Consider the following 25,576-nt stretch of genomic DNA (forward strand, 5'->3'; position numbering starts at 1 on the left):
TTTCAATTTGGTGAAATCCTTGCCCTCAATCGAGTCACACGCATTTATATTGATGAATTAGGAGAAACCTCATCGGGTTCCCTTGGGATTGAAATGGTTAAGCTGGTGATTGAGGATGAGGACACTGCACCGGAACGAGCAAGACGATTAGTCGCACAAACTCAAATACAGATAGATGATCAAGCAACTCAGCGCAACCTAATCAATTTAATTGAGACAATCCTTGTTTACAAATTACCCCAAAAAAGCCGCGAGGAGATTGAAGCGATGTTCAGCTTAAGTGAACTCAAGCAAACTAAAGTTTATCAAGAAGCCTTAGAAGAAGGTGAAATCAAAGCCAAGTTAGCCGCGATACCGCGCATGATAGAATTTGGCTTAAGGTTGCCACAAATCGCCCAGTTGCAAGATTTACCGATAGAGGTTGTACAACAGACAGAACAGTTATTTCAGAAACAAAAAGTTGCCGCTTTTATTCAACTCTTAACGAATCAGCGTGACTTGTTTTCCGCTCAAGATTTGGCAGAATTACAGGAGTGGATAGCACCGTTACCGGATCGGATTGAAGATTTATCCCAGGCGATCGCACAATGGTGCAATCAGGAATCCCATACCCTACAGCGTCAGGCTTGGCGTCAAGTTCTCTCTGATTTATGGAAGGCGACGGTGGAAACCATCTTGAAAACGTACCCCAAGACTCTGGATTTAACATCCTCTCCCCTAACTAAACAAATGGTGCAACAGGGGATTGAAGGGAATTGACACCGGGAACAGTAGAGACGTTGCATGCAACGTCTCTACTATCATGTAACGTCTCTACTATTTTTGATCAACCTTACTGCTGCATTTGCGTTGGCAAAGCACCGGGTTGTACTGTCACCTCAACATTTTTGCGATCGCGGCGTAATTCTAGGTTTAAATCGCCACCTATTTGCGTCGTTTGCACCACCTTTTGGACATCTTCGGCATCTTTGATCGACTCACCATTAATTTTCTGAATCACATCCCCGGCTCGCAATCCAGCTTTATCAGCCGGAGAATTCCGCATCACTCTGGCAATTAGTACCCCTTTACTTTCATCAACAGTCAGACCAGAATTGGGATTTTTGTTGATGTTTTCTTTCAACTCAGGGGTTAATGTGACCATCTGAATTCCTAAGAATGGATGTTCAACTTCCCCGTTAGCAATTAATTGTTGGGCAATTCGTTGCGCTGTATTAATCGGAATAGAAAATCCTAACCCTTGAGCGCCTTGAATAATTGCTGTATTCATCCCAATCACTTCACCGGATGCATTTAGCAGGGGTCCACCTGAGTTACCGGGATTAATTGCGGCGTCTGTTTGGATAAATTGGACGCGCTTATCGGGAACGCCTACTTCTGAACTGGAACGTCCTGTCGCACTGATAATACCTGTGGTGACGGTATTATCTAATCCTAGCGGATTCCCGATCGCGATCGCCCATTCCCCCGGTTTGAGTTGCTCCGAATCCCCTAAGGTGACAATGGGGAGATTATCGGCTTCAACTTTGATCACCGCCACATCGGTTACGGGGTCAGTTCCTAGCACTTCTCCCGCAAATGTGCGACCATCTTTGAGAACCACATCCACTTGATCCGCACCATCAACAACGTGAGCATTGGTGAGAATCATCCCATCGGTGTTAATAATGAACCCCGAACCCGTTCCCCGTTCTACTCGCTGCTGCGGTTGTTCCGGAATTTGAGATCCGAAGAACTCGCGGAAAAACGGGTTATTAAATGCATCGGGAACTTGAGACGTCACAGTTTTGGAGGCGTTAATCCGCACAACTGCGGGTCCCACAGTATCCACAACCTTAGTAATAAAATTGCTGTTTTGGGGAGTGGACAGGTTAGCTGGAGGAATGATTCCTCCCAAAACCTGAGAGGATTGGGGAACAATGGAGTTGGCTGAAACTTGAGGATTACCGGAGATGACAGAGTTGGCGCCAAAGGAAACACCAGCGCCTAGCAACATCAGGGATAGATAGGTGACGGCTTTTTTTACAGGGGAAGCGTCACTGTCATGAGAGTTGGATGTTTTCCTGTTAAATACCATAATGATTCTGCTGTTGAAATAGGATTGATTTGGATGATGTCAGTTACAGTTTGTCGGAGTTCGGTTAATTCGTTTCCAGGTAGAGAAAACCCGAATCCTAATCAACTCTCTCCCACCCATGGCTAACACCCCCATTAACTTTGTGATAATTATTTGCGGATAAGGTATTAACCGGGTCTGGCGTCGGTCGGTGAATCCGTTGGCTGGGAAGGAATCACGATGATCTATCGCTGACATTTATCAATGTAGATACTCTTTGTGACGTGCTTATGACAGTGTAGTTTCGCTGATGTGAAGATTTCTGGATTTGTGCTGTAGCCGTCTAGGTGCTTTGGAGGAATCCTCCTCTTGAGGTTGTGCTTACCGTAATTATAGGATACTCCCTCTTGCATAAGGGAGATTCGATGAGAAATAGATTCCAACAACTCCCCTGGCTATGGCGAGGATAAGCGGTTTGGTATTTAAACCTTAATATAATGCCTCCCATCCTCATAGTGCGAGCATCTTGCTCGCTACTAATACCCTATCTCAATGTATGACGGCTTACTGTACCGCTACAGCCACTCGATATGAAACACTTCTGGTTCTCTCAACCAACATCCCGACAAATTGACATCAAGAATATCGCCTTTGGGTTAGGACTCACGGGACTCATTCCTTGTCTTCTCTTATCTGTAGCTGCTTATCTGGGAGGATTCCACCGATATTTTGAATTACTCTCCCACTTCAAAGTGCAATACTTCATCATTAGTTGTATTGTTTTGCTCTTATTGTCCTTAGCACGACGAAAAACCTGGTGGTTGATTAGTTTGTTTTGTTTAACCCTTAATGCTGTAGAGGTTATTCCCTGGTATATTCCCCAATTTTCGGATATAAATACGCCTTCCGGACAACCGTTGCGAGTGTTACTGGCAAATGTCTATAGTGATAACCAGCGTTATGCTGAGTTTATCTCCTTGGTCAAAGCCGAAAAGCCTCAACTGCTCGTTGTCCAAGAAGTTAATCCAATTTGGTCACAGCAACTGGAAGCACTTAAGCCTCTCCTTCCTTACCAGATTGTTCACCCTAGATTTGATAACTTTGGCATTGCTGTATACAGTGCGATTCCTCTGCGAAATACGGAGATTAAATCGTTCACCGAGTATGATATTCCCTCTATTTTTACTGAGGTACAGTGGCAAGGGCAAACGGTTTCTATTATTGCCACTCATCCATTACCGCCGATTAATGCGGAGTATTTTAATTCGCGCAATCAGCAACTTTTAGAACTGGGAAAGGTGATAAGTTTAACCAACACTATTCATGCCGTCATCGGTGATTTGAATACAACAATGTGGTCTCCCTATTACCGCAAATTTATCCGTCAGACTGGATTGAAAAATGCGCGAGCCGGTTTTGGAATTCTCCCTACTTGGCCCCAAGGTGCGCCAATGTTACAGATTCCTCTGGATCATTGTCTGATTAGTCCAGAAATCAATGTTTTAAAGATTCGCACCGCCGGAAATATTGGTTCCGATCATCGTCCCTTAATTGTCGATTTGGTGATATCGGACAGGAACACTAACAGAATATAGGGCTAAAGCCCTTACTACAAGCCGACTTCAAAATCCCTCCCTCTAACTGATAAATCGCTGCCATAATGCCATTATCTGGATTATTCAATAGGGACGCCTTAACTTCTTGTAAATAATCCCGAATCGCTTCCCGCAAAACAGGGCGCTCAATGTTTACGGTATGCTGATAATCCCAAACATCCCAGATAATAATTCCTACGCCAACAATCGGATCAAGAAACTGAGCGCCGAATTTACCAGCTACAGCGCCACCCGTTTTGGCTGCCATTTTAGCGGAGGCTTTTCCGGCAAAGGATACGGCAACTTTACTGCCAATTTTGGTGACAACGGGAATCATGGCTTTGGCAAATAAGTACGTACTCCCGCCAACTAAAACTTTTAACGATAAATTAGACAGATTGCCTTCCGTATCTCGAATCGTTACCGCAATATCATCCAAATAGCGCTCCCATTCTCCTTGCGGAATCTGGTACTGAGTTTGAATGTTGGAAATGTTGTTTTCCAAGTCAGCAATATATAAATTTACCGTATCTCTGGTGATGTGTTCCAATTGAAGTTGGGCAATTTTAGGGCGGAGGACTCGTTTGGTGAATTCTGTTTGGAATTCCTCCGTCATTTTTTCGGCGACAGCTTGATTTGGAGTCGGTTTTGTGGTATCCATCCAGTGAGAGACGGCTGAAGATACCCAGACAAATGGAGCGCTAAATTCCAGTTTCTTTTGATTAAAATAATCAAAATACCAATCCAGGAAATTACCATCCACGCGACTCATGAGTTGATCAACCCACCCATCGAGTTGGTCTGAGGCGAACTGTTCTGCTGTATGATGAGCATGGGTAATTGCGGTTGCGATCGCGCGATCAATCTTCTCCTGATCCGGTACAGTCCGTTCAATGGTGACAACCTCACTTTTTGGCTTCTCTGAACTCGCCGCATCGGTTGATAATGAACTAGCAATAAAACCACTTCCGATCAGCGGGATAATCACAATTAGGATAACCGCCACCCAAATATAAGGTGTTACCGACTTAATCAACTGACTCCAGGCTTGTAGGCGAGTCGTCATTTCTGTGTAGGTTGGTTTTTCCGATGGATTGGTTGGGGACAATGTGGGAGTATGAGTAGGGTTAGAGGGCGTTTGGGTTTTCTCAGCGCCAGGTGATAGGGGCGCAGAGGGATGAGTCGAGGTATAGTCCTGCGATCGCTCTTGGTTCATTAGCTATTCTTTGTCCGTTAGATCAATAGTTTCCGTTAGATAAGATTTACCCAAAACTCCCCACAAGTGGACTTTCTTGGAACTTACTTTTTGCTTCTTATTCCCCAATTTTAACCGTAAACTTTAATTTTAGATGCTCAACCCAGATCGAGTATCAACAGTCGCCTTAAAAATTCTTCCTCCCAAAGATAGATGAAAGCGCGTCCAACTCCTCCATTACAGTAGAACAATACTGCCTAATTTTATACACCCATGACTTTGCTTGCTGGAAAACCTGCTTCATTTTGGATTGATTCAACGCCAACGTCTACATTTTCTCCTTTTATCAACAACCTTGTTGTCGATGTAGCGATTGTTGGTGCTGGAATCGCTGGACTGACCGCTGCGACCCTGTTAAAGCGTGCGGGTAAAACCGTTGCGGTGATTGAGTCGAAACGAGTTGCTATGGGCGTGAGTGGTCATACAACGGCAAAGATAACATCGCTGCACAAGTTAATCTATGCCGATCTCATTCAACAATTGGGAGAAGACAAAGCCCGCCTTTATGGAGAGTCTAACCAGGCGGCAATTGAGCAGGTGGCTCAACTGGTTAAAGAGGAACAGATTGATTGTGATTTTAGCCGTCAAAGTGCCTACACTTTTGCCGATTCTCCAGAACAGTTGAGTCAAATTGAAGCTGAAGTAGAAGCGGCGATAAAGTTAGGAATTCCTGCCTCTTTTGTCAAAGAAACCTCACTCCCCTTTCCCATTGAGGGAGCCGTAAAGTTTGAAAATCAAGCGCAGTTTCATGCCCGTAAATATTTGCTCCATTTGGCGAGAACCATTCCAGGTAATGGTAGCTATTTGTTTGACGATACGCGAGTGGAAACCGTTGACGAAGATAGCCCTTGTCAAGTTCAAACGACTAGGGGGGTACTTAAAGCCAAAGATGTAATTGTCACCACAAATTTGCCCATTCTGGATCAAGGACTGTTTTTTGCTAAAGCCTATCCGAAACGTTCTTATATTGTCGCCGCTTCGATTGATCCAGCCAAAGCACCCGATGGGATGTTTATTGGCATTGGTGAACATTATCGATCGCTACGGACGACGCCCTACAATGATGGTGTACTCTTACTGATTGGTGGTGAGAGTCATAAAACGGGTACAGTTACCCAGACAGAGGAACGATATCTGCGTTTAGAAGACTATGGTCGCACCCAGTTCGGCATAGATACCTTCGAGTATCGCTGGTCAACCCAGGATATGGTATCCTTCGACAAGTTACCCTACATTGGTAAATTAACCCCAGTTAACAATCATATTTATGTCGCCACGGGATTTAGTCTCTGGGGTATGACCAAGAGTACCCTATCGGGGATGATCCTGTCTGATCAGATTTTAGGACGTTCCAATCCCTGGGCAGATTTATATGACGCCACTCGCGCCACTCCCTTTATCTCAGAAACCTCGATCAAAGAGAATTTGGACGTGGGTAAGCATTGGATTGGCGATCGCTTGAAGGGGTTAGATGAGTCCTCTTTTGCTGATGTTAGCAAAGGGGAAGGGAAACTGCTCACCATTGATGGGAACAAAGTCGCCGCGTATCGAGATGAAAAGGGTTCAATTCATGCGGTTTCCGCCGTTTGTCCTCACTTAGGCTGTATCGTCGATTGGAATAGTGCCGAGAAGAGTTGGGATTGTCCCTGTCACGGTTCCCGCTTTAGCTGTGATGGACAAATTCTCCACGGACCAGCGGTTAAGGAGATGGAAAGGGTTAAATAGGAGCTGCTGAATAACTGTATGTGGTGAGGGGGAGCTGGGGAAGCAGGGGAAGCAGGGGAAGCTGAGGGAGCTTGATAAGCGGTCATGCATTTAAATTGGGTATTATAGCAACCGCCATGGCTGTTAGGACACATCATATCATGTCTTGACGATTGCCCATAATTGCAATGCCGTAATAACAAGGGTTTCAGGCGTTTTTATTTGGGGTGTTTGACCGGACATGATATCATTTATGTAGAGACGTTGCATGCAACGTCTCTACAATGGTGCCGAAAGTCCTAATCGATGTGTCTACTGCTATATTAGTAGCGAGCAAGATGCTCGCACTACGGCAAGGATTGAGAGCAATTATTGACATTACAGTTTAAGTTTAAATGCCGAACAGCTTATTAAGCCTCTGGCTCAATTCCAGCCGCTCTTAACTGCTCTATCAAAGCTTGAACACGTTGTTGTTCCTGCTCCACTAATTCTACTCCCCAGGGTAACAGTTGCCCAGATTCATCCCACCACCGCAACCAATACCCCTGGCGGTTTCCCTTGGTTCCTTCCCACACCCCTAAAAATAAACCGAGTGCGTCTATCCAGTAGCGATTCTCCTGGGGTTGTTGTAGGGTATAACGCCCAGAATCGTTAAGCTGATAGACTTCCAGCACCCCTTGTTGGGGTTCAAAAATTGCATACTGGGGGACTCGCAAGACTTGCTCATAAAAATACCATTTTCCCGGAGGATAAGTCGGCTTGATTGAATATTCACCGCCTTCTGTATCTGAGAGAAACTCCATCACAATCCCTGGAATATCTCCTTGCAGGTGAGGCGTATAACTACGACGCACGTTTTCTGGCGACACCTGAATCCGAGGGACATACATCCAATCAGGAGCTTTTACCACAATCTTGCCATCTAACCGGGCGCAAACACCGTAATTCGTGGCGACAAGCATCGTTTCTCGCAATCGCCCTGTTACTTCTAAACTGTCGCTTAATGCGGCGGCTAATGTTGGCTGATCAATATTATCCACTGGCTCATCGGGTAAGGGGAAATCATCCGGTAGCTTCTCCCAGGTAATTTTAGGCTTGCTGGTTACCGTTGTCATCGCGTAGTATCTCCCTATCCATAAGCTCTATTGTATAGCGCTACGCGAAGCGGGAATAGGGAATAGGCAACACCTCGGCTTACCTCGGCTTCGCTCGGTAACACGCTCGGTGTTTCATAGGCAATAGTGAAGATAAAAGCTTACCTGACAAGGGATTGAGCGATTTGAATTTTTCTTGTATGTCCTAACTAGAGTGCGTAGTGCTATAGATAAGTAATGAGCGCGATCGCACAACTTGATACACTAAGAAAGCAGTGGATAGCGTGGTTCTATCTCAGACAACGACCAAGGAATGACTGGGAATGGCAGAGGATTTTTCAGTTGATCAGCTTTTGGACAAAATGAGCGAAGCCTACGAAGACGCCGGAAAGGACACGGGACAGTGTAATGTATTGGTCATTGGCAAAACGGGTGTGGGCAAAAGTACACTAATTAATGCGATTTTCCAATCTCGTTTAGCCGAAACTGGGGTGGGTTATCCAGTTACCCAAACCATCCGACGCTACCGGAAAAAAGGATGTCCGATTACGGTTTACGATACCCCTGGACTTGAACTCAATCCAGAACAGATTCAACAGGTTCGCTTAGATGTGGCGGAATTAATTGAAACGCAACGGTTACAAGCCGCCCAAGAACATATTCATGTGATTTGGTACTGTTTAGAACATGAGGCGGGACGATTTGATGAAGTCGAGGAAGAATGGCTGAATAAGCTGCAACTACAAGATGTACCAATTATTTTAGTCGTCACCCAAACCTTAACCCGAAAGCGCAGTGAGTTTCAAGTATTTTTAGATAGTAAAAATTTACCCGTTTCTCAGATTGTTGCGGTTCTTGCCCAGCCTAAACCCATCGATGATGAGTATACAATTAAAGCCCATGGTTTAGACCATCTGGTCGAAGTAACGGCTAATCTTCTGTCTACCGAAGCACGTAAGGCATTTCTGAGAGAACAGAGTCGCAATATTACCTTAAAAGCTGGGGAAGCGTTTAAATATGTGACGGGATATGTAGCAGGTTCTGCATTAGTCGGTGCGTCTCCGATTCCCTTTTCTGATGCACCAATATTAGTCACCATGCAAACTGTGATGCTAGCGAATATCACGGCTATCTTTGGGTTACCTTTTGATCGCGCCTTTACCAGCACCGTACTCTCAACCATTGTCGGAGTTGGCGGCGTGGCAACTGTGGGGAGAGCGATCGCGGCGAATTTACTTAAGATGATACCAGGTGCTGGGACAATTGTGGGCGGTGCAATTTCCGCCTCCACCGCCGCCGCGCTAACGTTGGCGCTGGGTTTAGCTTATATCGAGTCTCTCAAATATTATCTGAAACGCAAACTGGAGGGACATGAAATCCCCCTTTCTGAACTGGCAAAAATTATTCTTGAACAATATAAGTTTTATGCCCGAACGGGTCAGAAAACTTTGAAAGAGGAACCCATAACCCCCCCTCGCAAAATTGATATTGAATAAGTAAGTAGGTGGGGACAATTAAAGTTAACGGCGGAGAACTCGCTGTCTTTATCTGGTCTCCCCCTTTTGAAGGGGGACGGAAGGGGGATCAAAAGGGAAGAGGGGGATCTAATAGGGGGGAACGAGGGGGGTTGGGGAGTTAGGTTTGATATCGATTTTTCTAGATGGCGTGAAAAGTCAGCAGCTTCCCCAGCTTCCCCCGCTCCCCCAGCTTCCCCTGCTCTTCCTATCTACTACGTTTGAGCGCAACTCAGTATGAATGGCGGAGTCTGGGTCACAGCGCTAACCTTGACACAAAAGAACTTTTATGTTAAAGAGAAAGTAGATAGTCTCAAGCTTCTGGTTTAGAAGTAATTAATTGTGACTGATGAACGACTTACTCAAGATCAGTTAACGCAACTCGTTGCTGAGGTGGATCAATTAGCCAGACGCCACGAGGCTGAAATTGACCGCCAAGAAATTCAGCAGATTTTGCAGGAATTGAATCTACCACCAGAGTTGCTGGATGAAGCGCTAATCCAACTACGTCGTCGTCAAGCGTTAGCCGTTCAACAAAAACGGAATCGCTGGATTGGGATAGGAGTAGGGGTGGCGATAGTGGGTGCGATCGCGGCTTCTACGGTATTCATTGTAAATCGCCAACGTGCGATCGCGGCAGTGTCTGTCTCTCAAAGTTGCATTACCCCGAATCAGCAGACGTGTGAACCGATATCGGATTTTAATCGCCAAGAGATAGTCTACCGGGTTACCTTACAAGACGCACCTGTGGGACAAAAGCTTTCCTTACAGTGTGATTGGATTAACCCCAATGGTCAAATTGTGCATCAGAATCGCTATCAAACCAGTAAAATTGACCGAGAGGTTTGGTCTACCTATTGTCGTCACACCTTGGGTTCTACTGCAACCATGGGGGATTGGCAAGTGCGGATGAGATTAGGCGATCGCGCACTCGACCAAAAATCATTTACAGTTAAATAATCGGAACTATTCGCTATTTTCCAAATCATCGGGATCAATACCTAACTCTCGTAATCGTGCGGCTAATTCTTGAACCCGTCGTTTCGCCATTTCTGTTTCTTGTCTGGCGGCTTCTGTTTCTTGTCTGGCGGCTTCCGTTTCTTGTCTGGCGACTTCCGTTTCTTGTCTCGCCACCTCTGTTTCTTCCGTGGGTAAAGAAATCCAATTCCCCTCCAGTGTCATCCACCGTAGCCACAGTCGGTTAAACCCGCGAAAATTACCTTGCCATACGCCTAAACTTAATCCCAACTCCGGTATTGGTAAACAGCCTTGAGTCAAATCTACAGACTCATAATGACCGCCAACCAGATGAAATGCTTGCCATTCATTAGTATAGCGACTAAAAATTACATAGTAAGGAATCCGCAGAATCTCTTCATAAACTCGCCACTTTGTCGGCGGATGTCTTAATTCGCTTTCCCTTTGACCCAAATCTTCATCTTCCGTACCTGGAGACAATAACTCCACCACGATAAAGGGATTCACCCGTTCTTGCCAACACACATAACTCAAACGCATATCGCGTTCCTGATAAAGCCTTGGTACACCGACAACTCCGAACCAATCAGGACGTTTATACCAGTTTGGATGAGTAGGGTCATAATAGAGATTCAAATCACAAGCACTGAAAACTCTATCTGGATACCAATTTTGCGGTAAAAACGTCAAATATAGTAACAACGGTTGCAAAAAATGGAACTCATCAGGCAAACCAGGTTCCTCCGGATTTTCGCTAGGTAAATCATACATCGTTGGCAGGGTTTGCCAAGGGGGAAGTGGGGGTTCTGTTTGGCGGGGTAATTGAGTCATTTGATGATTAGAGTTATTGATAAAATCTATTCCACTATTTTAACGGTTCGTAGTGGCGTGGCACACCTTAATTGGTGGATTAGCATTGTAGGGGCGCATGGCGTGCGCCCGGTTTAAACGTCAAATCTAATCCACAATTTTAGCTGGGTCACGCCAGTAGTCATGGATGCGAGCCTATCATCGTGTTGGGTTGCCAATATCCGACAAAACAACAACTATAGATGTGACCATTGAATCGGGCGCACGTCACTGTGGGAAAAGGGCGCACCTCAGTGCGCCCCTACAGTTTCTGGATGGAATGCTAATTCATTTTGCTTAGGTGTGACACACCACTACGATATATTAAAGTGCGTATTTCAGGGCTATTGTACTTAAATTAATTCAAGATTTGATTATTGTGAGTAATCCCTATCAATTTATCGGCTATTGGGGTATAGAGTCACCCGATAAACTTGAAGCGATGTTAACCAAACTTCTCGTCGTCGCGACAGGTTTAGAAACATCAAAACCATTGAAACATCACCTCAACAAAGTCTCTGTAAAGGGTAGGTTAAATGGGCGGGTTGGTTATATTGGCAGTAATCCGACTAATTCCTTCACCAATGAAGAGGGTATCATCGCCGCGTTATCCGCTTCTGGTTTTCACGACTCAGCCGATGCTTGGGTTAAGGTAGAAAATAATCACCTAATTTTAGGACGCGAACCCTTTGGACGTGTCCCTCTCTATTGGACAAAACAGGGAAATGTTATCTGGTTTGCGTCTAAGTTGCAGCTATTATTACCCCTGCTTAAAACACCAGAGGTGAATAATCATGGATTGTATGGCTATAGCTGTTTTTCTTATGTTCCCACACCGTTGACGCCAGTATCTACTATTTTTTCCGTAGCGGCTGGAACCCTAGAAACCTGGCAAATTACCTCTGAACACGACTTAACCCATAGCACTCATCGTTATTATCAATGGCAATCTGCCTCTGTACTGATTCACGATGAAGATGAAGCCATCTCTCAACTGCAAAGCCTGTTAAAAAATGCCGTTCATCGACAACTGGAAAATTTACCCAGTGAGCCCGTTGGCGTTTTTCTCTCTGGCGGGTTAGATTCATCTACAATAGCGGCATTATTAGTGCAAGCGGGAGTAAAGGTTAAAGCCTATAGTTTAGATTTTGGGTTAGCGGGAGTCTCGGAATTGCCCTATGCTGAACAAGTGGCTGACTATCTGAATATTCCCCTGGTTCAAGTTGATGCCACACCCCGTCGGATTAAGCAAGCGATTCAAGCGACAGCGACGGCGTTAGATTTACCCTTTGGGGATGGGGTAACGGTTCCTTTATATCTGTTGTGTCAAGCGGCGAGTCAAGATACAAAAGTGATTTTTAATGGGGAAGGGGGCGACCAACTTTTTGCGGGATGGACAAATAAACCGCTAATTGCGGCTGGTGTTTATAATCAAGAACATCCCAACGGAAATACAGAGTTTACCCAACAGTATTTACGAACGTTTCACCGTCTCTGGGGATATGAGGAGCGGGTATTTCAGAATCCAATAAAACAGGAGTTATCGGTACAACCGGAACAATGGTTGGCAGAGGCTTTAGATGCTAAGTTTACCACGACTCTTTTAGACCGATTGCGTCGGGCGACGTTAATGTTAAAAGGCGCACAAAATATCCACCCACGGGCGACTAACTTAGCATTCTCTCATGGATTGTGGGTGCGATCGCCCTTTTGTGACATTCCGTTATCCGAGTGGACATTTCAGATACCAGGGGAGTTCTACCTGCGGGGTGCTTGTGAAAAATATATCCTCAAACGTGCGGTGGAATCTTGGTTACCGTCAGAGGTGGTGTGGCGGGAAAAACGGGGGATGGGGGTTCCTTTAACGGCGTGGTGTTTAAATGAGTTATGGTCTGAGGTAGGATATTGGTTAAATTCGGGTATTTTGGACGCCGAAGGACGATGGCAACCGCAATTACCCCTGCAACTGATTAAAGGGGAATTTAGCGCCTATTTGCGAGGGCGACGAGTGGGTGAGATTCTCTGGTTATTGCTGATGTGGCAAGTTTGGCGCAGGAGGGTGTTAAATGAAACGGTATCTGGGTATTCTGGGTTACATCCGTTCTGGTTACCGTCTCGGTTTTGGCGATGGTATTGGAAATTGCGGGATGAATGATGAATTGCTTAGTTATTCGTTTTACCAGAAGGGCGGATTTAATTCAGTTCAATCGAGTACACATCCGGGGTGAGGGCGCACGTCGGTGCGCCCCTACTATCCAATGAGGTGAACCTACCCCACTCCATCGTTTTTAGCTTAATTTGAGATCCATGATTGTCCGTTCGCTGTTTACTGTTGCCTGTTTCTTGAGAAATGAAAGCCAGTGAAGTTTTGAATCTGTACGCTGCTGGGAGACGCGATTTCAGTGGTGAAAACTTGAGAGGTCAATCCTTTAAAGGAAAAGACCTCTCTGGGGCAGATTTTAGTGAAGCGGATATCCGAGGGGCAAATTTTACTAAGGCTAAGTTGACGGGGGCGAACTTTAGCGGCGCTAAGGCTGGATTACAAAAGCGTTGGGCAATAGCTTTAGTTATCAGCTCATGGATAATTCCAGGGATATCAGGATTTTTGTCAATCCTCATTGGTGCTTTGATAGAGTTTATTTTTGAGGGTGGCCATACCGAGGATCTTATTGTAGGCTGGGTAAGTTTGATAATTCTGGCAATCTTTTTTGTTGTTATGCTCCGCAAAGGTTTAGTCGCTGGAGCTTTCACTCTCGCTGGAGCTGTCGCTGGAGCTGTCGCTGTCGCTGTCGCTGGAGCTGTCGCTGTCGCTGGAGCTGTCGCTGTCGCTGGAGCTGTCGCTGGAGCTGTCGCTTTCGCTGTCGCTGGAGCTGTCGCTTTCGCTGTCGCTGGAGCTGTCGCTTTCGCTGGAGCTGTCGCTTTCGCTGTCGTTTTCGCTGGAGCTGTCGCTGTCGCTTTCGCTGTTGCTGTCACGCTCTTGAGCGCTTACATTGGCTGGCGAGCCATCAAGGGAGATGAAAGAGAGGCTTGGATTCGGGGAGTTGCAATTACATTAGCTGCTACAGGCGGGACAAGCTTTCGCCGTGCTGACTTAACCGATGCTAATTTTACATCTGCCAAACTCAAAAGTACCGACTTGAGACAAGCTACTCTTATCCGTACTTGCTTCCATCAAACCCAAAAACTCGATCGCGTTCGTCCTGGCATCACTTATATTAAAGATGCTCAGGTGCGACAACTACTCATTACCCGACAGGGACAAGCTCAGAACTTTGACCGCTACAACCTGCGCGGTGTCAACTTACAAGGCGCAAACTTAGCCGATACCAGTTTTATCGGTGCTGATTTAAGCCAAGCCAACTTGCAAGATACTGATTTATCCAGAGCCAAACTCGTCCAAACCCAACTCGACTACACGGATTTAACTGGAGCCACATTAACCGGCGCTTGTATTGAAGATTGGGGTATCACTCCAGAAACCCAACTCAATGGTATTCAATGTGAGTATGTCTTCATGCGCCTAGTCGATAGCCTTGACCCCAATCCCCACCGCAAACCAGATGATTGGAACAAAAACTTTGAAGATGGTGAATTTGCCGACTTCATTGCTCCCATGGTACAAACCCTTGACCTTTATCACAACCAAGTGGATGACCCGCGTTTAATTGCCATGGCGTTCCAACAACTTACCGAAACCCATCCAGAAGCTGAACTGGATATTGTTTCGATTGAGAAACGGGGAAAACATCGCGATAAAGTGTTAATTCGTGCGGAAACGTCACCTCAAGCAAACCGTTCTGAACTGCATCACGCCTATTTCACTACTTATAATGAATTGCAAGCCTTGTCCCCGGCTGCGCTACAACAACTTTTAGCGGAGAAAGATGGACAGGTTAAGATGCTGACAGGTTTAGTGGAAGCAGCAATTAAGCGTCCTGGGATTTCTGCCCAAACTTACTATAGTCAAGGAGATACAATGTCTGAAAAAAGCGAAATTCAAGTATCGGCTGGTGGTAGCGTCGGTGCTGTTGGCGGCGGTGATGTCAGTAACCCAGGGGTAATGAACCTGGGTGAAATTAGCGGTAGTGTTAGCAATTCGCTTAACCAGTTACCGGAGTCTCCCGAACCCGATAAACCAGGAATCAAAGAACTGCTGGCGCAACTGCAAGCGGCGATTGAAGCGGAATCGAATTTAGATGAGGAGGATAAGGCGGAGGCGTTAGAACAGGTTAAAACGTTAGCCGAAGCGGGGAAAAATCCCCAGGAAAAGGGAAACCAGAAAACGGCGAAACGAGCGACGACGATGTTGAAAGGAATTATTGTCGGATTACCTACGGCGGCGACGTTGTTTGAAGCGTGGAATAAGTTGCAGCCGTTGATTACAAAATTATTCGGGTTGTGAACTATAGTGGTTTCTCAGTGCTAATGGTACACCTAAATGTAGGGATGCTTCCCAGTTTTTCCCCCTCACCCCCAGCCCCTCTCCCACGCCAGCCCTCACCCCCAGCCCCTCTCCCAAGCTTGGGAGAGGGGAGCAAGAGGGGAGCAAGAGAGTCCGGTTCCCCTTCTCCCGTGCAACAAAAGCGAAGCATCCGCTGGTCTCCCCATGGAACAAAAAGCGAAGCATCCGCAGAACAAAGGGCGACCCGACAAAATTGATAGGAAAAGAGTTGTTCATTGATGCAGGCGGGTCGCCCCTACAAACACCGATATGACCAATAACCAATGACCCATGACAAATGACCAAGAATTACTGAATATCTACGGTTCACCCCTCTATGTTTATCAAGGCGATCGCATACGGGATACAATTCGTTATATCTCTTACGCTGTCCCCTATCCGCGCACTCGGTTCCAGTTTGCGAGTGTGACGAATGGCAATATCTCGTTGCTGCAAATTTTCCAGCAAGAGGGGTGGGGACTTCACGCCAATACACCTGGAGATATCTATTTAGGATTAACGGCGGGATTTACCCCGGATAACATTGTTTACAGTGGCAGTAATTTAAATCGTGCGGAAATGGAGCAAGTTCTCCACTGGGGAATTACTACCTTAAATTTAGATAGTATTTCCCAATTAGATTTATGCTGTCAAGTCTATCAGAGTTTAACCCCTAAATTACCCCGATTAAACTTAGGATTACGCTTAAATGTACCGGAATTAACTGGAGATAGCCGGATTGGAGTTCGACCCGACGAATTCCCCGATGCGCTGAAAATTACCCAATCAGCCGGATTACAACTCAATGGTATCCATTTTTATCGCGGAACGGGGACAAATGCCACCAAAGCCTTTACCCAAGTGATTGATTCCTTATGCGAGATTGGTCAACAATTACCCGATTGGAACTATTTAGACTTTGGCGGTGGATTTGGTTATCCTTATCAGGGGAATAGCGTCGCCTTTGATTGGCAAGGATTTGGTCAGGCAATAACTCAGAAACTAGAGACAATCAGCAGAACTATAGATTTAATTATAGAACCTGGACGTGCCGCGATCGCAGGATGTGCGTCCTTGTTGGCAAAAGTCGTTTCAGTTAAGTGGCAAAATGGCAAACAAATTGTCGGTGTTGATACCACCGTGGCGAATCTATCCGTTCCTTCGGTACATGGTGGCTATCGAAAAATTATCAGTTTCACCGATAACCAGCGTGAACAGTATCCCACAGATGTCTGTGGAAATACAACCTATTCACGGGATTACTTGGGACGCAATTGCCAACTCCCCGCGTTAAAGAATGGAGATGTTATCGCGATTCTCGACAGCGGTGCTTACGGATACGCCATGTCGTCCCATTTCTTACACCGTCCGCGTCCGGCTGAGGTTTTAGTCGAACAGGGGACTCATCGATTAATCAGAAAACGGGAAGATTATAGTGTTTTGTTAAATAATCAGGTATTTACTTCACCAATCTAGCGCTTGGTGATAATATTTTTGGGGAGGTTGGGTCAACCTGGATTAGCATTAACAGTTACAAGTACCATTGTTGGCTAGTTGAAGTCAGTTGATACAATAAGTAGGTGGGGACAATTAAAGTTAACGGTGGGGATCGTCATTCGTCATTCGTCATTCGTCATTTGTAAGGGTTTGAGGCTTGTTAACATAACTTAACACGGTTGAGTTTATTTCCACCAACCTACTTACTCTTAGAATTAAAAATGGATTTCAAGTATAAGGATCAAAAAAATGGCTAAAAAAGCAAAAGGGTTTAAAGAATTACTGAAACAAAGTAAAAATAAAACTTTAAAGTACAAAAACCTAGAGCGGCTTCATCAAAATTTAAAGAAAAATCCTTTAGCTCAAAATTGTGAAGAGATTTTGATTGAGCCGAAAGGGGAAATAAAAATGTCTGTTGTCTTGTGGCAGTTTATTGAACCCTATAGAGCAATGGCAAGTGATTTAGAATCCCATCATACCTTATTTAAGCTGGCTATAGCTGCATGGAATCTTACCTTTTTAAACGATTTCGACATGGATCAAATTGTTGAATCAATGAATGATAGGAGTATATTTGAGGACGTGCCAGATGAGAAACAAACACTTAAGGAATTATTAGAGGAACTAATGGCTCGAAAGAAGAAGTACTTTGCTGAATATAAATTATTAATCGTTGATTTCAGCTTAAAAAAAGGAGGAGGAGAATTACACCTTTCCGTAGCATCTGCAGACGTAGAGGATTAATTTACTAGAGAGGTTTAATATAATTTCATACAATCTAGCAATAAAGGATGCATAATTCTAACTTTAGAATAGCCAATTTATGAAATGTATTCAATGCCAAACAGACAATAATCTCAAAGACCGCACCGCCAATCAAGGACGCTGCAAAAATTGCGGACATCCCTTTGTCTTTGAACCCACAACTATGGGTCAAACCAAAATCACTGATCCATTTTTTGCCAAAGCCATCTCGGATCTCTCAGTCAACGGTACTCTATGTTTTACCCCCAAACAATTATACTATCTCATCAATAAGCGACTTAAACGCAAAGTCAATAATCTTGCTCTGCAAATTTTCGCCTTAATTTTAAGTTTTATTGTCCCTTACATCGGGATTCCGCTATTAATTTTTGCCTGTTACAGAATAAGCAATTCTGCCAATACGTCTCGAAAAATCCGTAATCGCAATGCCCGATTTTTACAAGTTATTGGTGGATTTCTCCTCGCCTATGGAATTTTATCCCTTTTCCTCTCTCCTGTAGGGGGTAGTGGAAGTGATTGGCTGATTTTTTTCCAATTCGCGATAACCATTATTGTCGGGATGTTATCGTTCTATTTAGGAATTCGCCAGTTGCGTCGTCAAAGCACATTGTCCCAAAGTTTTTCCGTCACACCTAGTCAATTCCAAACTTGGTTAGAACGTTGGCAAGAAATTAATGGTACAGTTGAGCAACTTTTACCTCCTCCGAATCAGGAACGTTTACCCACATCCATTAATCCAGATATCACCGCCTATAGTTTTGACCGAGTTGTCGTCTGTGATAGTGCGACAATTGCTCAACTGTTGATTGCCAATAATTTTCACTTTGAAAATAACTGTGCCGTATTAAGTATTACCGGGTATCCCCAAGGCATTTTTTCAACGGTACTAGATATGCTTAGACGCAACCCAGAATTAAAGGTTTACGCCCTGCATAATGCCAGTCCTCACGGAGTTACTCTGATTCATCAACTGCAAACGAATCCCAATTGGTTTGCTGATAGTACCGTCACGATTTATGATTTAGGATTACTTCCGCGTCATGTCTTAAATAGTCGCAATCTTTTTATTCAATCCTCCCCAGAATCAGCAGAACAGGTTAGACAATTAGGGGTAGAGGTACGGCGAGAGTTATTGGCTGAGGAATTAGAGTGGTTAGAATCCGGTAATTTTGTCGAGTTGCAATCCTTTACACCGCAACGACTATTACAGATAGTAACTCAAGGAATTAACCGGAGTCGAATTAGCACAGGGGGGAGAGATTCAGTATTTATAGATGTTGAGAGTGAGAGTAGTAGTAGTGATGTTTATTTGGTTGCATCTGACAGTTTTGGTTAAAAGAAGCTGGGCGGTTGAAACCGCAGCTACACAAACCAAGTCCGCCTACGCGGACTGAGTTATAACGGGGGTGGCTAACCCAGATTTGGTATTAAGTAGTCGGACAAAAGAAAACGGTACTGTATTAAGTTTGTAAATCACCCTCAAACCCTTACTGTTCCCTGTTCCCTGTTCCCTATTCCCTAATCTCAACCGTTAACTTTAATTGTGTCCACCTACTTACAGCATGGCTTCCCTACAGTTACTGATTTTATCGTTTCCGCTTATTCAGGCGTTTAATCGTTTTATAACTGTCTCGACTAATCGTAACAATCATTTCATCACCTCCCTGTAATACCTCATCCACTTGGGGAAACCGAATTTGCCGCCCATTGGCTTTATATAACACTAATCCCGCCACTTCTAACTGATTCTGTAACTCAGCAAAGCGTATCCCATCCAACTGACTCTGGGCGGTAATCAGAATTTTTGTGGTTAAAAATACCTCATTTTGCACCCGTGTGGTACTAATGATATTTTCATCATGGGCGGCTTGGGCAAATGTCGGTGCGGCTAATGTGGATGTGGAAAACACCAGTTTAAGATTAAATCCATTCTGAATTTTGCGGGCTAAGGTTTGGTCATAAATTCTCAATACTATCCGCACATTTGGCTCAATTTCCTGCGCGGTTAATGCGCCTTCTAAATTCGCTAAATCATTATCCGTACAAAAAATAATGGCTTTGCACTTAGCAACCGCTGCTTTAGTTAGGGTTTCTGATTGACAAATGTCACCAATTAGGTAGGGAATATTTTGATTTTGCAGGAGATCAACCTGTGTCTCTTCATTTTTCTCAATCACCAGAACCGAATCCCCTAACAGTAACAAAGTGTCGAGGATCTTTTGTCCAACTTTACCAAAGCCGCAGATAATTACATGATTTTCCATCTTATACGTTTTTTTTCCGGTTATCTCCAATAGCTTATTCTTAATTAGCCGATCTACCACTAAACTAAATAGAATGGCATACCCGCCAGCTCCTGATAACATCAGGTAGATTCCATAAATTTTAATTCCTAATGGTGCAGCCGCTAAATTAAAATCCCCGAACCCAATTGTCGTGACAATCGTGACGACAAAATACACGGCATCAATATAACTGATAGATAAACCATAATGAAAAACGAATACTCCTAAAATAATGTTCGTGAGTAAGAGAAGAGTAAAATAGGTGGGAGAGTTTAGCCGCATTGAAGGGGGTGAGAAAGTACGGTAGAGACACGCCATGGCACGTCTTTTCGGAGCAGTTTTAGCTATTATCGTCTTTGGACACCCTGATATTATAAAACCCGCCCCAAGTTGTGAGTCATATAATTATTTGTAGCAATCACCAGAATCATTGTCATCTTAAATAGATGCAGTTTCAGCAAATCACAATAACAAATCGTATCATTTCCGCTTCTTCCTGAATCCCCTAAAATCTGCCACGCCAACCTTTAACCCCCTCCGCGTACCTCTGCGTTTTCCTCTGCGTCCTCTGCGTTAAAAAAATACAATCTCGATATCACCCATTTGCCCCCAACCCAAACACATCAATTCAGCCAATATTCCAAACTCACCAACAACCAAAGTTTAACCCCATACCGCCTCCAGGTATCTCCACGATACTCAATCCAATCGCGAATTACTGACTGATTTAAATAAGGCGCGATCGCAGATTTTTTAGACAACAACAATGCCTTGGTTTGTCGTTGCCAATAGTGGCGAAACCAAAACTGCACCGGCACCATCATCCCGCTTTTGGGACGCTGAATAATTTCCCTAGGTAAGAGATCAGCAACCGCTTGCTTGAGAACGGCTTTCTCCTGATTCCCTGCCAGTTTATATTCCGGCGGAATTTCCATTGCCATTTGCACAATTCGCTGGTCAAACAAAGGAGAACGCCCATCTAATCCAGCGGCACGAGTCAGATTATTCACCTTGGTTAAAATATGATCCGCGCCTTTAAATTTAATATTCAGTCCCATTAACCGATTCAAATACTGCGCCGAGGAAAACAAATCCGTCTCAAAGACAGATGGCACAGCTTTAACAGCGTCCCATATTTCAGCTTGAAACAACCTCGGCAAATCTGGAGCGCATTTTTTAAAGGAGTTCAAATAAGCCGCTACTAAATTAGGATTATTGTCCGGAGAACCATATAACTGCTTGAGTAACATTGGCTGATTTTTCGGTCCGCCAAAACAAGGATCTCCTCCTTCGCCATTGAGGATAATCGTAACCGCCTCCTTCGCCAGTTGCGCTAACAAATAATTGGGAACCGTTAACGGATCACCAATCGGATCATCCAACTGTGCCATGGTTATCGGTAATTGCTGCCACATCTGTTCTGGGGTAATTTCTAAGATATGGTGTTGCGTGTGGCAATGGTGGGCAACTAAATTGGAAAATTCTAATTCATGGGGACAATCTGCGCCAAAATGAATCGAGTAGGTATGAACCGGATGCGAATGAAATTTAGCCGTGAGTGCGGTGATGCAACTGGAATCCAATCCCCCTGATAAATAAACCCCCACGGATTCATTGGTGGGTAAGTAATTCTGAACCACCTGATCGAGGCGCGATCGCAACTGCTGAGCGTGCCATGATAAACTTTGCTGAGGATGGGTAATTTGCTCTTGCGGTTGCCAGTAAGGTTCTGGTTGTCCATCAGGTAACTGCAACACCGTACCCGGACGCAATTCCCGCACCTGTTGCCAAAGCGTGCGTTCTCCGGGGACAAAAGCACAAGATAAATAATCCCGCAACGCAACTAAATCCAAGTCAGTTGAATGGTGGGGGCGCAGGGTTCTCAACCGAGGCGCAATCCAGCAAGAGGAACCCACAATCGTATAATATAACGTCCGACCGCCGACGCGATCGCGCACCAACCACAACTTCTGACTCGGTTGATGCCAAATCGCTAGTCCAAATACCCCTTCTAGGTACTCTAAACAATCTTGTCCCCAACGTTCCCACAACAGCGCCACCAACCCTTGATCGTTTCCCCGCCAATCCCCAGGTTCAATTCCCACCTGTTGCAATAATCTGGCAGAATTACTTAACCAAATATCCCCCACCACCCCATAATCTCCTTGGGGACTAAAAGCGGGTTGAATCTGAGTTACCGCTAACTGGTTAGGAATCAAGAACGTACAATCGGCGGGTTCAGCGCCAAATTTCCCCCAGGCTAATAACCAACCTGGGTGAACCGAGGGAATGGGTTCCCTAACCTGTTGATCATTTAATCGGGACAATAACCATCTCATATCTTATCCAATTGAATTCTCACCCTTCTAATGAGCGCCGTGCAGCATCTAAAAGTAACCGTTGTTCTGCGCGAGCGATCGCATGATAAGTCGCTTCTACATCATTCACATCCACAGAAATAGACTGAATCCCCCATTTCACCAAGGATTCTACTACTTCCGGATACTGGGCTGGGGCTTGACCACATATTGCACAAGGAATCCCCGCCACCTTTGCCATATCGATCAATTGCTTAATCGCGCCCATGACGGCGGGATGGCGTCCATCTAACGTTGAACCTAACTCCCCCAAATTGCGATCGGCGGCTAATAACAATTGCGTCAGATCATTCGTACCAATCGAGATTCCCTGCACCCCCGCTTTCACATAATCCGGCAGTAAAAACAGTATCGATGGCACTTCTGCCATAATCCAAAGTTGAAAATGAGGATTATCCATTAATCCCGCTTGTTCCACCCGACGGCGACAAAAGGCAAACTCTTCAACAGTCCGCACAAACGGCAACATTAACTGAACATTACTATACCCCTGAGCATAAAGTTGATGTAACGCCGCCAGTTCTAAATCAAAACTCGTCGGATCATGTAAATAGCGATAAGTCCCCCGCCGCCCCAACATCGCATTCACCACCGATAAGGTTGAACCGTTCACATTCGACGTATCCCCATGGATCAATTCCGCTTCACCCCAATCCAGGGAACGATAAAATACAGGTCGTGGCATTAACGCTGCTGCAAACTGCATGATCAATTGGGCAAGCCGGGTGATTAACTCCTGTTTCCGCCCCTGTCGCAACCATTCCTGGGGGGGTTGATTATCCAATACATCCAAAATCATCAATTCCGATCGCAATAAGCCAATCCCATCAATGGGTAAATCCTGAATTCGTTCCAGAGATTGGGTTTGGCTGAGATTCACTAACAATTGAGTCGCGATCGGAAATCGGTTATACTGCCTCGGTGATGGGGCATCGGCAAGGGTTTCCCGCTTCTCAACAGCGACATCTACAGCTTCTCCAAGCTGTTTAGCATCCCTAGCTAAACGTTGAATTTCGCCGCGATCGCCATCCACCAACAGTACCTCCCCCGTTTGTACCAATTGGGTAATCCCAGGGACATTAACCACCGCCGGAATCCCCAATTCCCTCGCCACAATTGCCGCATGAGACGTCATTCCCCCCTGTTCCGTCACCACCCCGGCGGCTTGTCTTAATATAGGTAGCCAATCGGGAGCAATCGTTTGAGTCACTAAAATTCGATCTGGGGGGATAGCCTGCCAATTTTGCTCCTCCCCAATCATCACTTGCGCCACGGCTGTTACTTGTCCAGACGCCGCCGATAATCCTCGCAGTGACTGAGGTTGGGATGGGAATGATTCAGCAGAAGAAGCCGACTGAGGGCGAAATTGAGTCACGTATAGCTGAGGTTCTGTCGTGTTGGGAATTTTACAAAGAGTCCAGTCAAAAGAAAAGGGGGGATTGAATTGGGTTTGCAGTTTTCTGGATAACGCCATAATCTGTTGCCAAGCCTTATCGTCCAAAACAAACTGCTGCTGTTCTCCTGGGCTGAGGGGATAAGCTTGCACGGTATTTCCTGTGGGTTCTGGGTTCAGCCGATAGGCGAGGGTTTTATTTCCTCGTTGACTTAGCAAAAGTTGATGGGTGGGAATCGCGATTTGATAGGTATCCGGTAAGACTTTACCCTGAGTAATTGCTATCCCTAGTCCCCAGGTGGCTTGGATCTGACAGAAATCAGATTTCGCCTGGAGAACGCCAGAGGCTAAAGTATCATAGATCGGTTGTACCAGAACCGCTAAATTAATCTGATCCAGTCCCATGCCAACCCGTTGCCAGTAAAATAAGCTTTTGGCTCGAAACAATTCTGCCCACACCTGCTTTAAAGTCTGGATCAGAGCATCCGGCTGTTTACGGCAATAATGAGATGCCAAAAGTTCTGGAATCGGCGCAAACTCAGCCCAATCCTTGCGGTTAACCGGATGAGTAGACATCGGCAGGAGCGATCGCACCTCAGGAAATGACACAGAAGGCTGTAAAATCAGGGCGGGAGCGTCTAGAGTTGCGGCTGCATCCAGAATCTGCGATCGCCAACCGTCTGATACAGTGGCAGAGGTAATCACTTGGCGAATATGTTGAGCAACCTGTTGCAACTGACGGGGATTATCAACATTCACGTACAACGAAGACTGCGGTAAATCGGCTAACAACGGTTCTGATTGACTTAAATCAGCGATGACTTGCCAAAACGCGATCGCTGGAATCACAAAGCCGGGAATAACTGGATACCCTTGTTGCTCAAGTTGACTTAAGCCAAAGGCTTTCTCTCCCACCAGGGAACGTTGTGACGGTTGAATCTGATCCAGCCAGTAGAGATTGTCCACAATTTGCTTTGGAATACCACTCGCGGTTAAGTGATCTAGAATAACGGAAACTCGATTAGCGAACAGTGTTGAGTGTGTAGGGGCAGGTTTAGGGAATCTCTTGTCGCTATTGATGATAACGTTTGGGCAAAACCCGCCCTAACCAAGTAGGGGCGGGTTTCACTACTATCGTTTTTGACCTCACCCAGATGTAACTAAACCCGCCCTGACTAAGGATTGACTTCCGTTTTCTGGGTTGCATGAGTAGAATGGCATAAGTCTTGTTAGGATAAATGTGAACAGTAGGTCTTGAATACTGGGTATGTCATCAACCTCAACCCCTCTACCCGATTCCCTCGCCAAAATTGTGCAGCGATTTAAGCGACGGACGAATCCTAAACAACGGTATGAACAGCTTCTCTGGTATGCCAAGAAGCTTCAGGATATGCCAGAAGCGGACAAAACACCAGAAAATAAAGTCCAAGGCTGCGTCTCCCAGGTTTACATCACTGCCAACCTAGAAGATGGAAAGGTATGGTATCAAGGGGATTCAGATGCCCAGTTAGTCAAAGGGCTAGTGGCGCTGCTGATTGAAGGATTGAATGGACTCCCCCCAGAGGACATTGTGGACGTGTCCCCAGAGTTTATCCAAGAAACGGGGTTAAATGTCAGCTTAACTCCCTCTCGTGCCAATGGCTTCTACAATATTTTCCAGACGATGAAGAAAAAAGCCCTGGGATTCAAATTAGCAACGAATCCTAGTTAGACAATTTCGGGAGAATGGAGGTGAAAGCACATAACTCTCAAGTAGGTTGGGTAGAGCGTAA

The 25,576-nt window shown here is 45.3% G+C and carries 18 protein-coding genes; 11 read left to right on the plus strand and 7 right to left on the minus strand.

The features are described from left to right. On the plus strand, window positions 1-759 hold a 759-nt coding region (locus RIC07_RS36345; protein WP_446398749.1), incomplete at its 5' end, for a DUF2887 domain-containing protein. A gap of 73 nt (window positions 760-832) precedes the next feature. Here the strand turns inward: RIC07_RS36345 and RIC07_RS36350 are convergent. Further along, on the minus strand, window positions 833-2,077 hold the full coding sequence (locus RIC07_RS36350; RefSeq protein ID WP_446398750.1) for an HhoA/HhoB/HtrA family serine endopeptidase: 1,245 nt from the start codon (window positions 2,075-2,077) through the stop codon (window positions 833-835). 569 nt (window positions 2,078-2,646) lie between these two features. Here RIC07_RS36350 and RIC07_RS36355 point away from each other — a divergent pair. Further along, a complete protein-coding gene (locus RIC07_RS36355; protein ID WP_446398751.1) occupies window positions 2,647-3,651 on the plus strand; it encodes an endonuclease/exonuclease/phosphatase family protein in 1,005 nt (334 codons plus the stop codon). Here the strand turns inward: RIC07_RS36355 and RIC07_RS36360 are convergent. After that, window positions 3,638-4,867: a hypothetical protein gene (locus tag RIC07_RS36360; protein WP_446398752.1), complete on the minus strand. Its 1,230-nt coding sequence runs from the start codon at window positions 4,865-4,867 to the stop codon at window positions 3,638-3,640. The two genes, RIC07_RS36355 and RIC07_RS36360, sit on opposite strands and share 14 nt — an antisense overlap. Before the next feature lie 252 nt (window positions 4,868-5,119). Here RIC07_RS36360 and RIC07_RS36365 point away from each other — a divergent pair, with 252 nt between their 5' ends. Further along, complete coding sequence (locus RIC07_RS36365) at window positions 5,120-6,631, plus strand: FAD-dependent oxidoreductase (RefSeq protein WP_446398753.1); 1,512 nt, start codon at window positions 5,120-5,122, stop codon at window positions 6,629-6,631. A gap of 389 nt (window positions 6,632-7,020) precedes the next feature. Here RIC07_RS36365 and RIC07_RS36370 read toward each other — a convergent pair whose 3' ends face one another. Next, window positions 7,021-7,725 carry a Uma2 family endonuclease gene (locus tag RIC07_RS36370; protein WP_446398754.1) on the minus strand — a complete coding sequence of 235 codons (705 nt, stop codon included), beginning with the start codon at window positions 7,723-7,725 and terminating at the stop codon, window positions 7,021-7,023. 302 nt (window positions 7,726-8,027) lie between these two features. On the opposite strand from RIC07_RS36370, the gene RIC07_RS36375 reads away from it, so the two are divergent. Together RIC07_RS36375 and RIC07_RS36380 are read left to right on the plus strand one after the other, a co-directional pair. Continuing rightward, window positions 8,028-9,200 carry a GTPase gene (locus RIC07_RS36375; RefSeq protein WP_446398755.1) on the plus strand — a complete coding sequence of 391 codons (1,173 nt, stop codon included), beginning with the start codon at window positions 8,028-8,030 and terminating at the stop codon, window positions 9,198-9,200. A 360-nt stretch (window positions 9,201-9,560) separates the two neighbouring features. Next, entirely contained in the window at window positions 9,561-10,178 is a 618-nt protein-coding gene (locus tag RIC07_RS36380) for a DUF3859 domain-containing protein (RefSeq protein WP_446398756.1), read from the plus strand. 6 nt (window positions 10,179-10,184) lie between these two features. On the opposite strand, the gene RIC07_RS36385 is transcribed toward RIC07_RS36380, so the two are convergent. Continuing rightward, complete coding sequence (locus RIC07_RS36385; RefSeq protein ID WP_446398757.1) at window positions 10,185-11,027, minus strand: Uma2 family endonuclease; 843 nt, start codon at window positions 11,025-11,027, stop codon at window positions 10,185-10,187. Window positions 11,028-11,424: 397 nt separating this feature from the next. Here RIC07_RS36385 and RIC07_RS36390 point away from each other — a divergent pair, with 397 nt between their 5' ends. From RIC07_RS36390 to RIC07_RS36410, 5 genes are all read left to right on the plus strand, one after another. Next, the gene (locus RIC07_RS36390; protein ID WP_446398758.1) at window positions 11,425-13,200 is read left to right on the plus strand and encodes an asparagine synthetase B family protein; all 1,776 of its coding nucleotides are present in this window, start codon (window positions 11,425-11,427) and stop codon (window positions 13,198-13,200) included. Window positions 13,201-13,395: 195 nt separating this feature from the next. Beyond that, window positions 13,396-15,447 (plus strand): pentapeptide repeat-containing protein, encoded by a 2,052-nt coding sequence (locus RIC07_RS36395; protein WP_446398759.1) that lies wholly within the window; start codon window positions 13,396-13,398, stop codon window positions 15,445-15,447. 330 nt (window positions 15,448-15,777) lie between these two features. Beyond that, window positions 15,778-16,962, plus strand: coding sequence for a diaminopimelate decarboxylase family protein (locus RIC07_RS36400; protein WP_446398760.1), 1,185 nt, complete (start codon window positions 15,778-15,780; stop codon window positions 16,960-16,962). A 270-nt stretch (window positions 16,963-17,232) separates the two neighbouring features. Then, entirely contained in the window at window positions 17,233-17,727 is a 495-nt protein-coding gene (locus tag RIC07_RS36405; protein ID WP_446398761.1) for a hypothetical protein, read from the plus strand. A gap of 79 nt (window positions 17,728-17,806) precedes the next feature. Further along, window positions 17,807-19,084, plus strand: coding sequence for an MFS transporter permease (locus RIC07_RS36410; RefSeq protein ID WP_446398762.1), 1,278 nt, complete (start codon window positions 17,807-17,809; stop codon window positions 19,082-19,084). A 250-nt stretch (window positions 19,085-19,334) separates the two neighbouring features. Here RIC07_RS36410 and RIC07_RS36415 read toward each other — a convergent pair whose 3' ends face one another. The 3 genes from RIC07_RS36415 to RIC07_RS36425 all read right to left on the minus strand — a co-directional run bounded on the left by RIC07_RS36415 (window position 19,335) and on the right by RIC07_RS36425 (window position 24,770). Beyond that, window positions 19,335-20,351: a potassium channel family protein gene (locus RIC07_RS36415; protein ID WP_446398763.1), complete on the minus strand. Its 1,017-nt coding sequence runs from the start codon at window positions 20,349-20,351 to the stop codon at window positions 19,335-19,337. Window positions 20,352-20,656: 305 nt separating this feature from the next. Next, the gene (locus RIC07_RS36420; RefSeq protein ID WP_446398764.1) at window positions 20,657-22,372 is read right to left on the minus strand and encodes an asparagine synthetase B family protein; all 1,716 of its coding nucleotides are present in this window, start codon (window positions 22,370-22,372) and stop codon (window positions 20,657-20,659) included. 19 nt (window positions 22,373-22,391) lie between these two features. Beyond that, window positions 22,392-24,770, minus strand: a complete 2,379-nt coding sequence (locus tag RIC07_RS36425) for a putative PEP-binding protein (RefSeq protein WP_446398765.1) — start codon at window positions 24,768-24,770, stop codon at window positions 22,392-22,394. A gap of 301 nt (window positions 24,771-25,071) precedes the next feature. Between RIC07_RS36425 and RIC07_RS36430 the strand changes: the two genes are divergently transcribed. Then, window positions 25,072-25,515 carry a SufE family protein gene (locus RIC07_RS36430; protein WP_006104027.1) on the plus strand — a complete coding sequence of 148 codons (444 nt, stop codon included), beginning with the start codon at window positions 25,072-25,074 and terminating at the stop codon, window positions 25,513-25,515. Window positions 25,516-25,576: the final 61 nt, after the last annotated feature.

The organism is Coleofasciculus sp. E1-EBD-02 (genome assembly GCF_040218245.1).
Lineage (GTDB): Bacteria > Cyanobacteriota > Cyanobacteriia > Cyanobacteriales > Coleofasciculaceae > Coleofasciculus.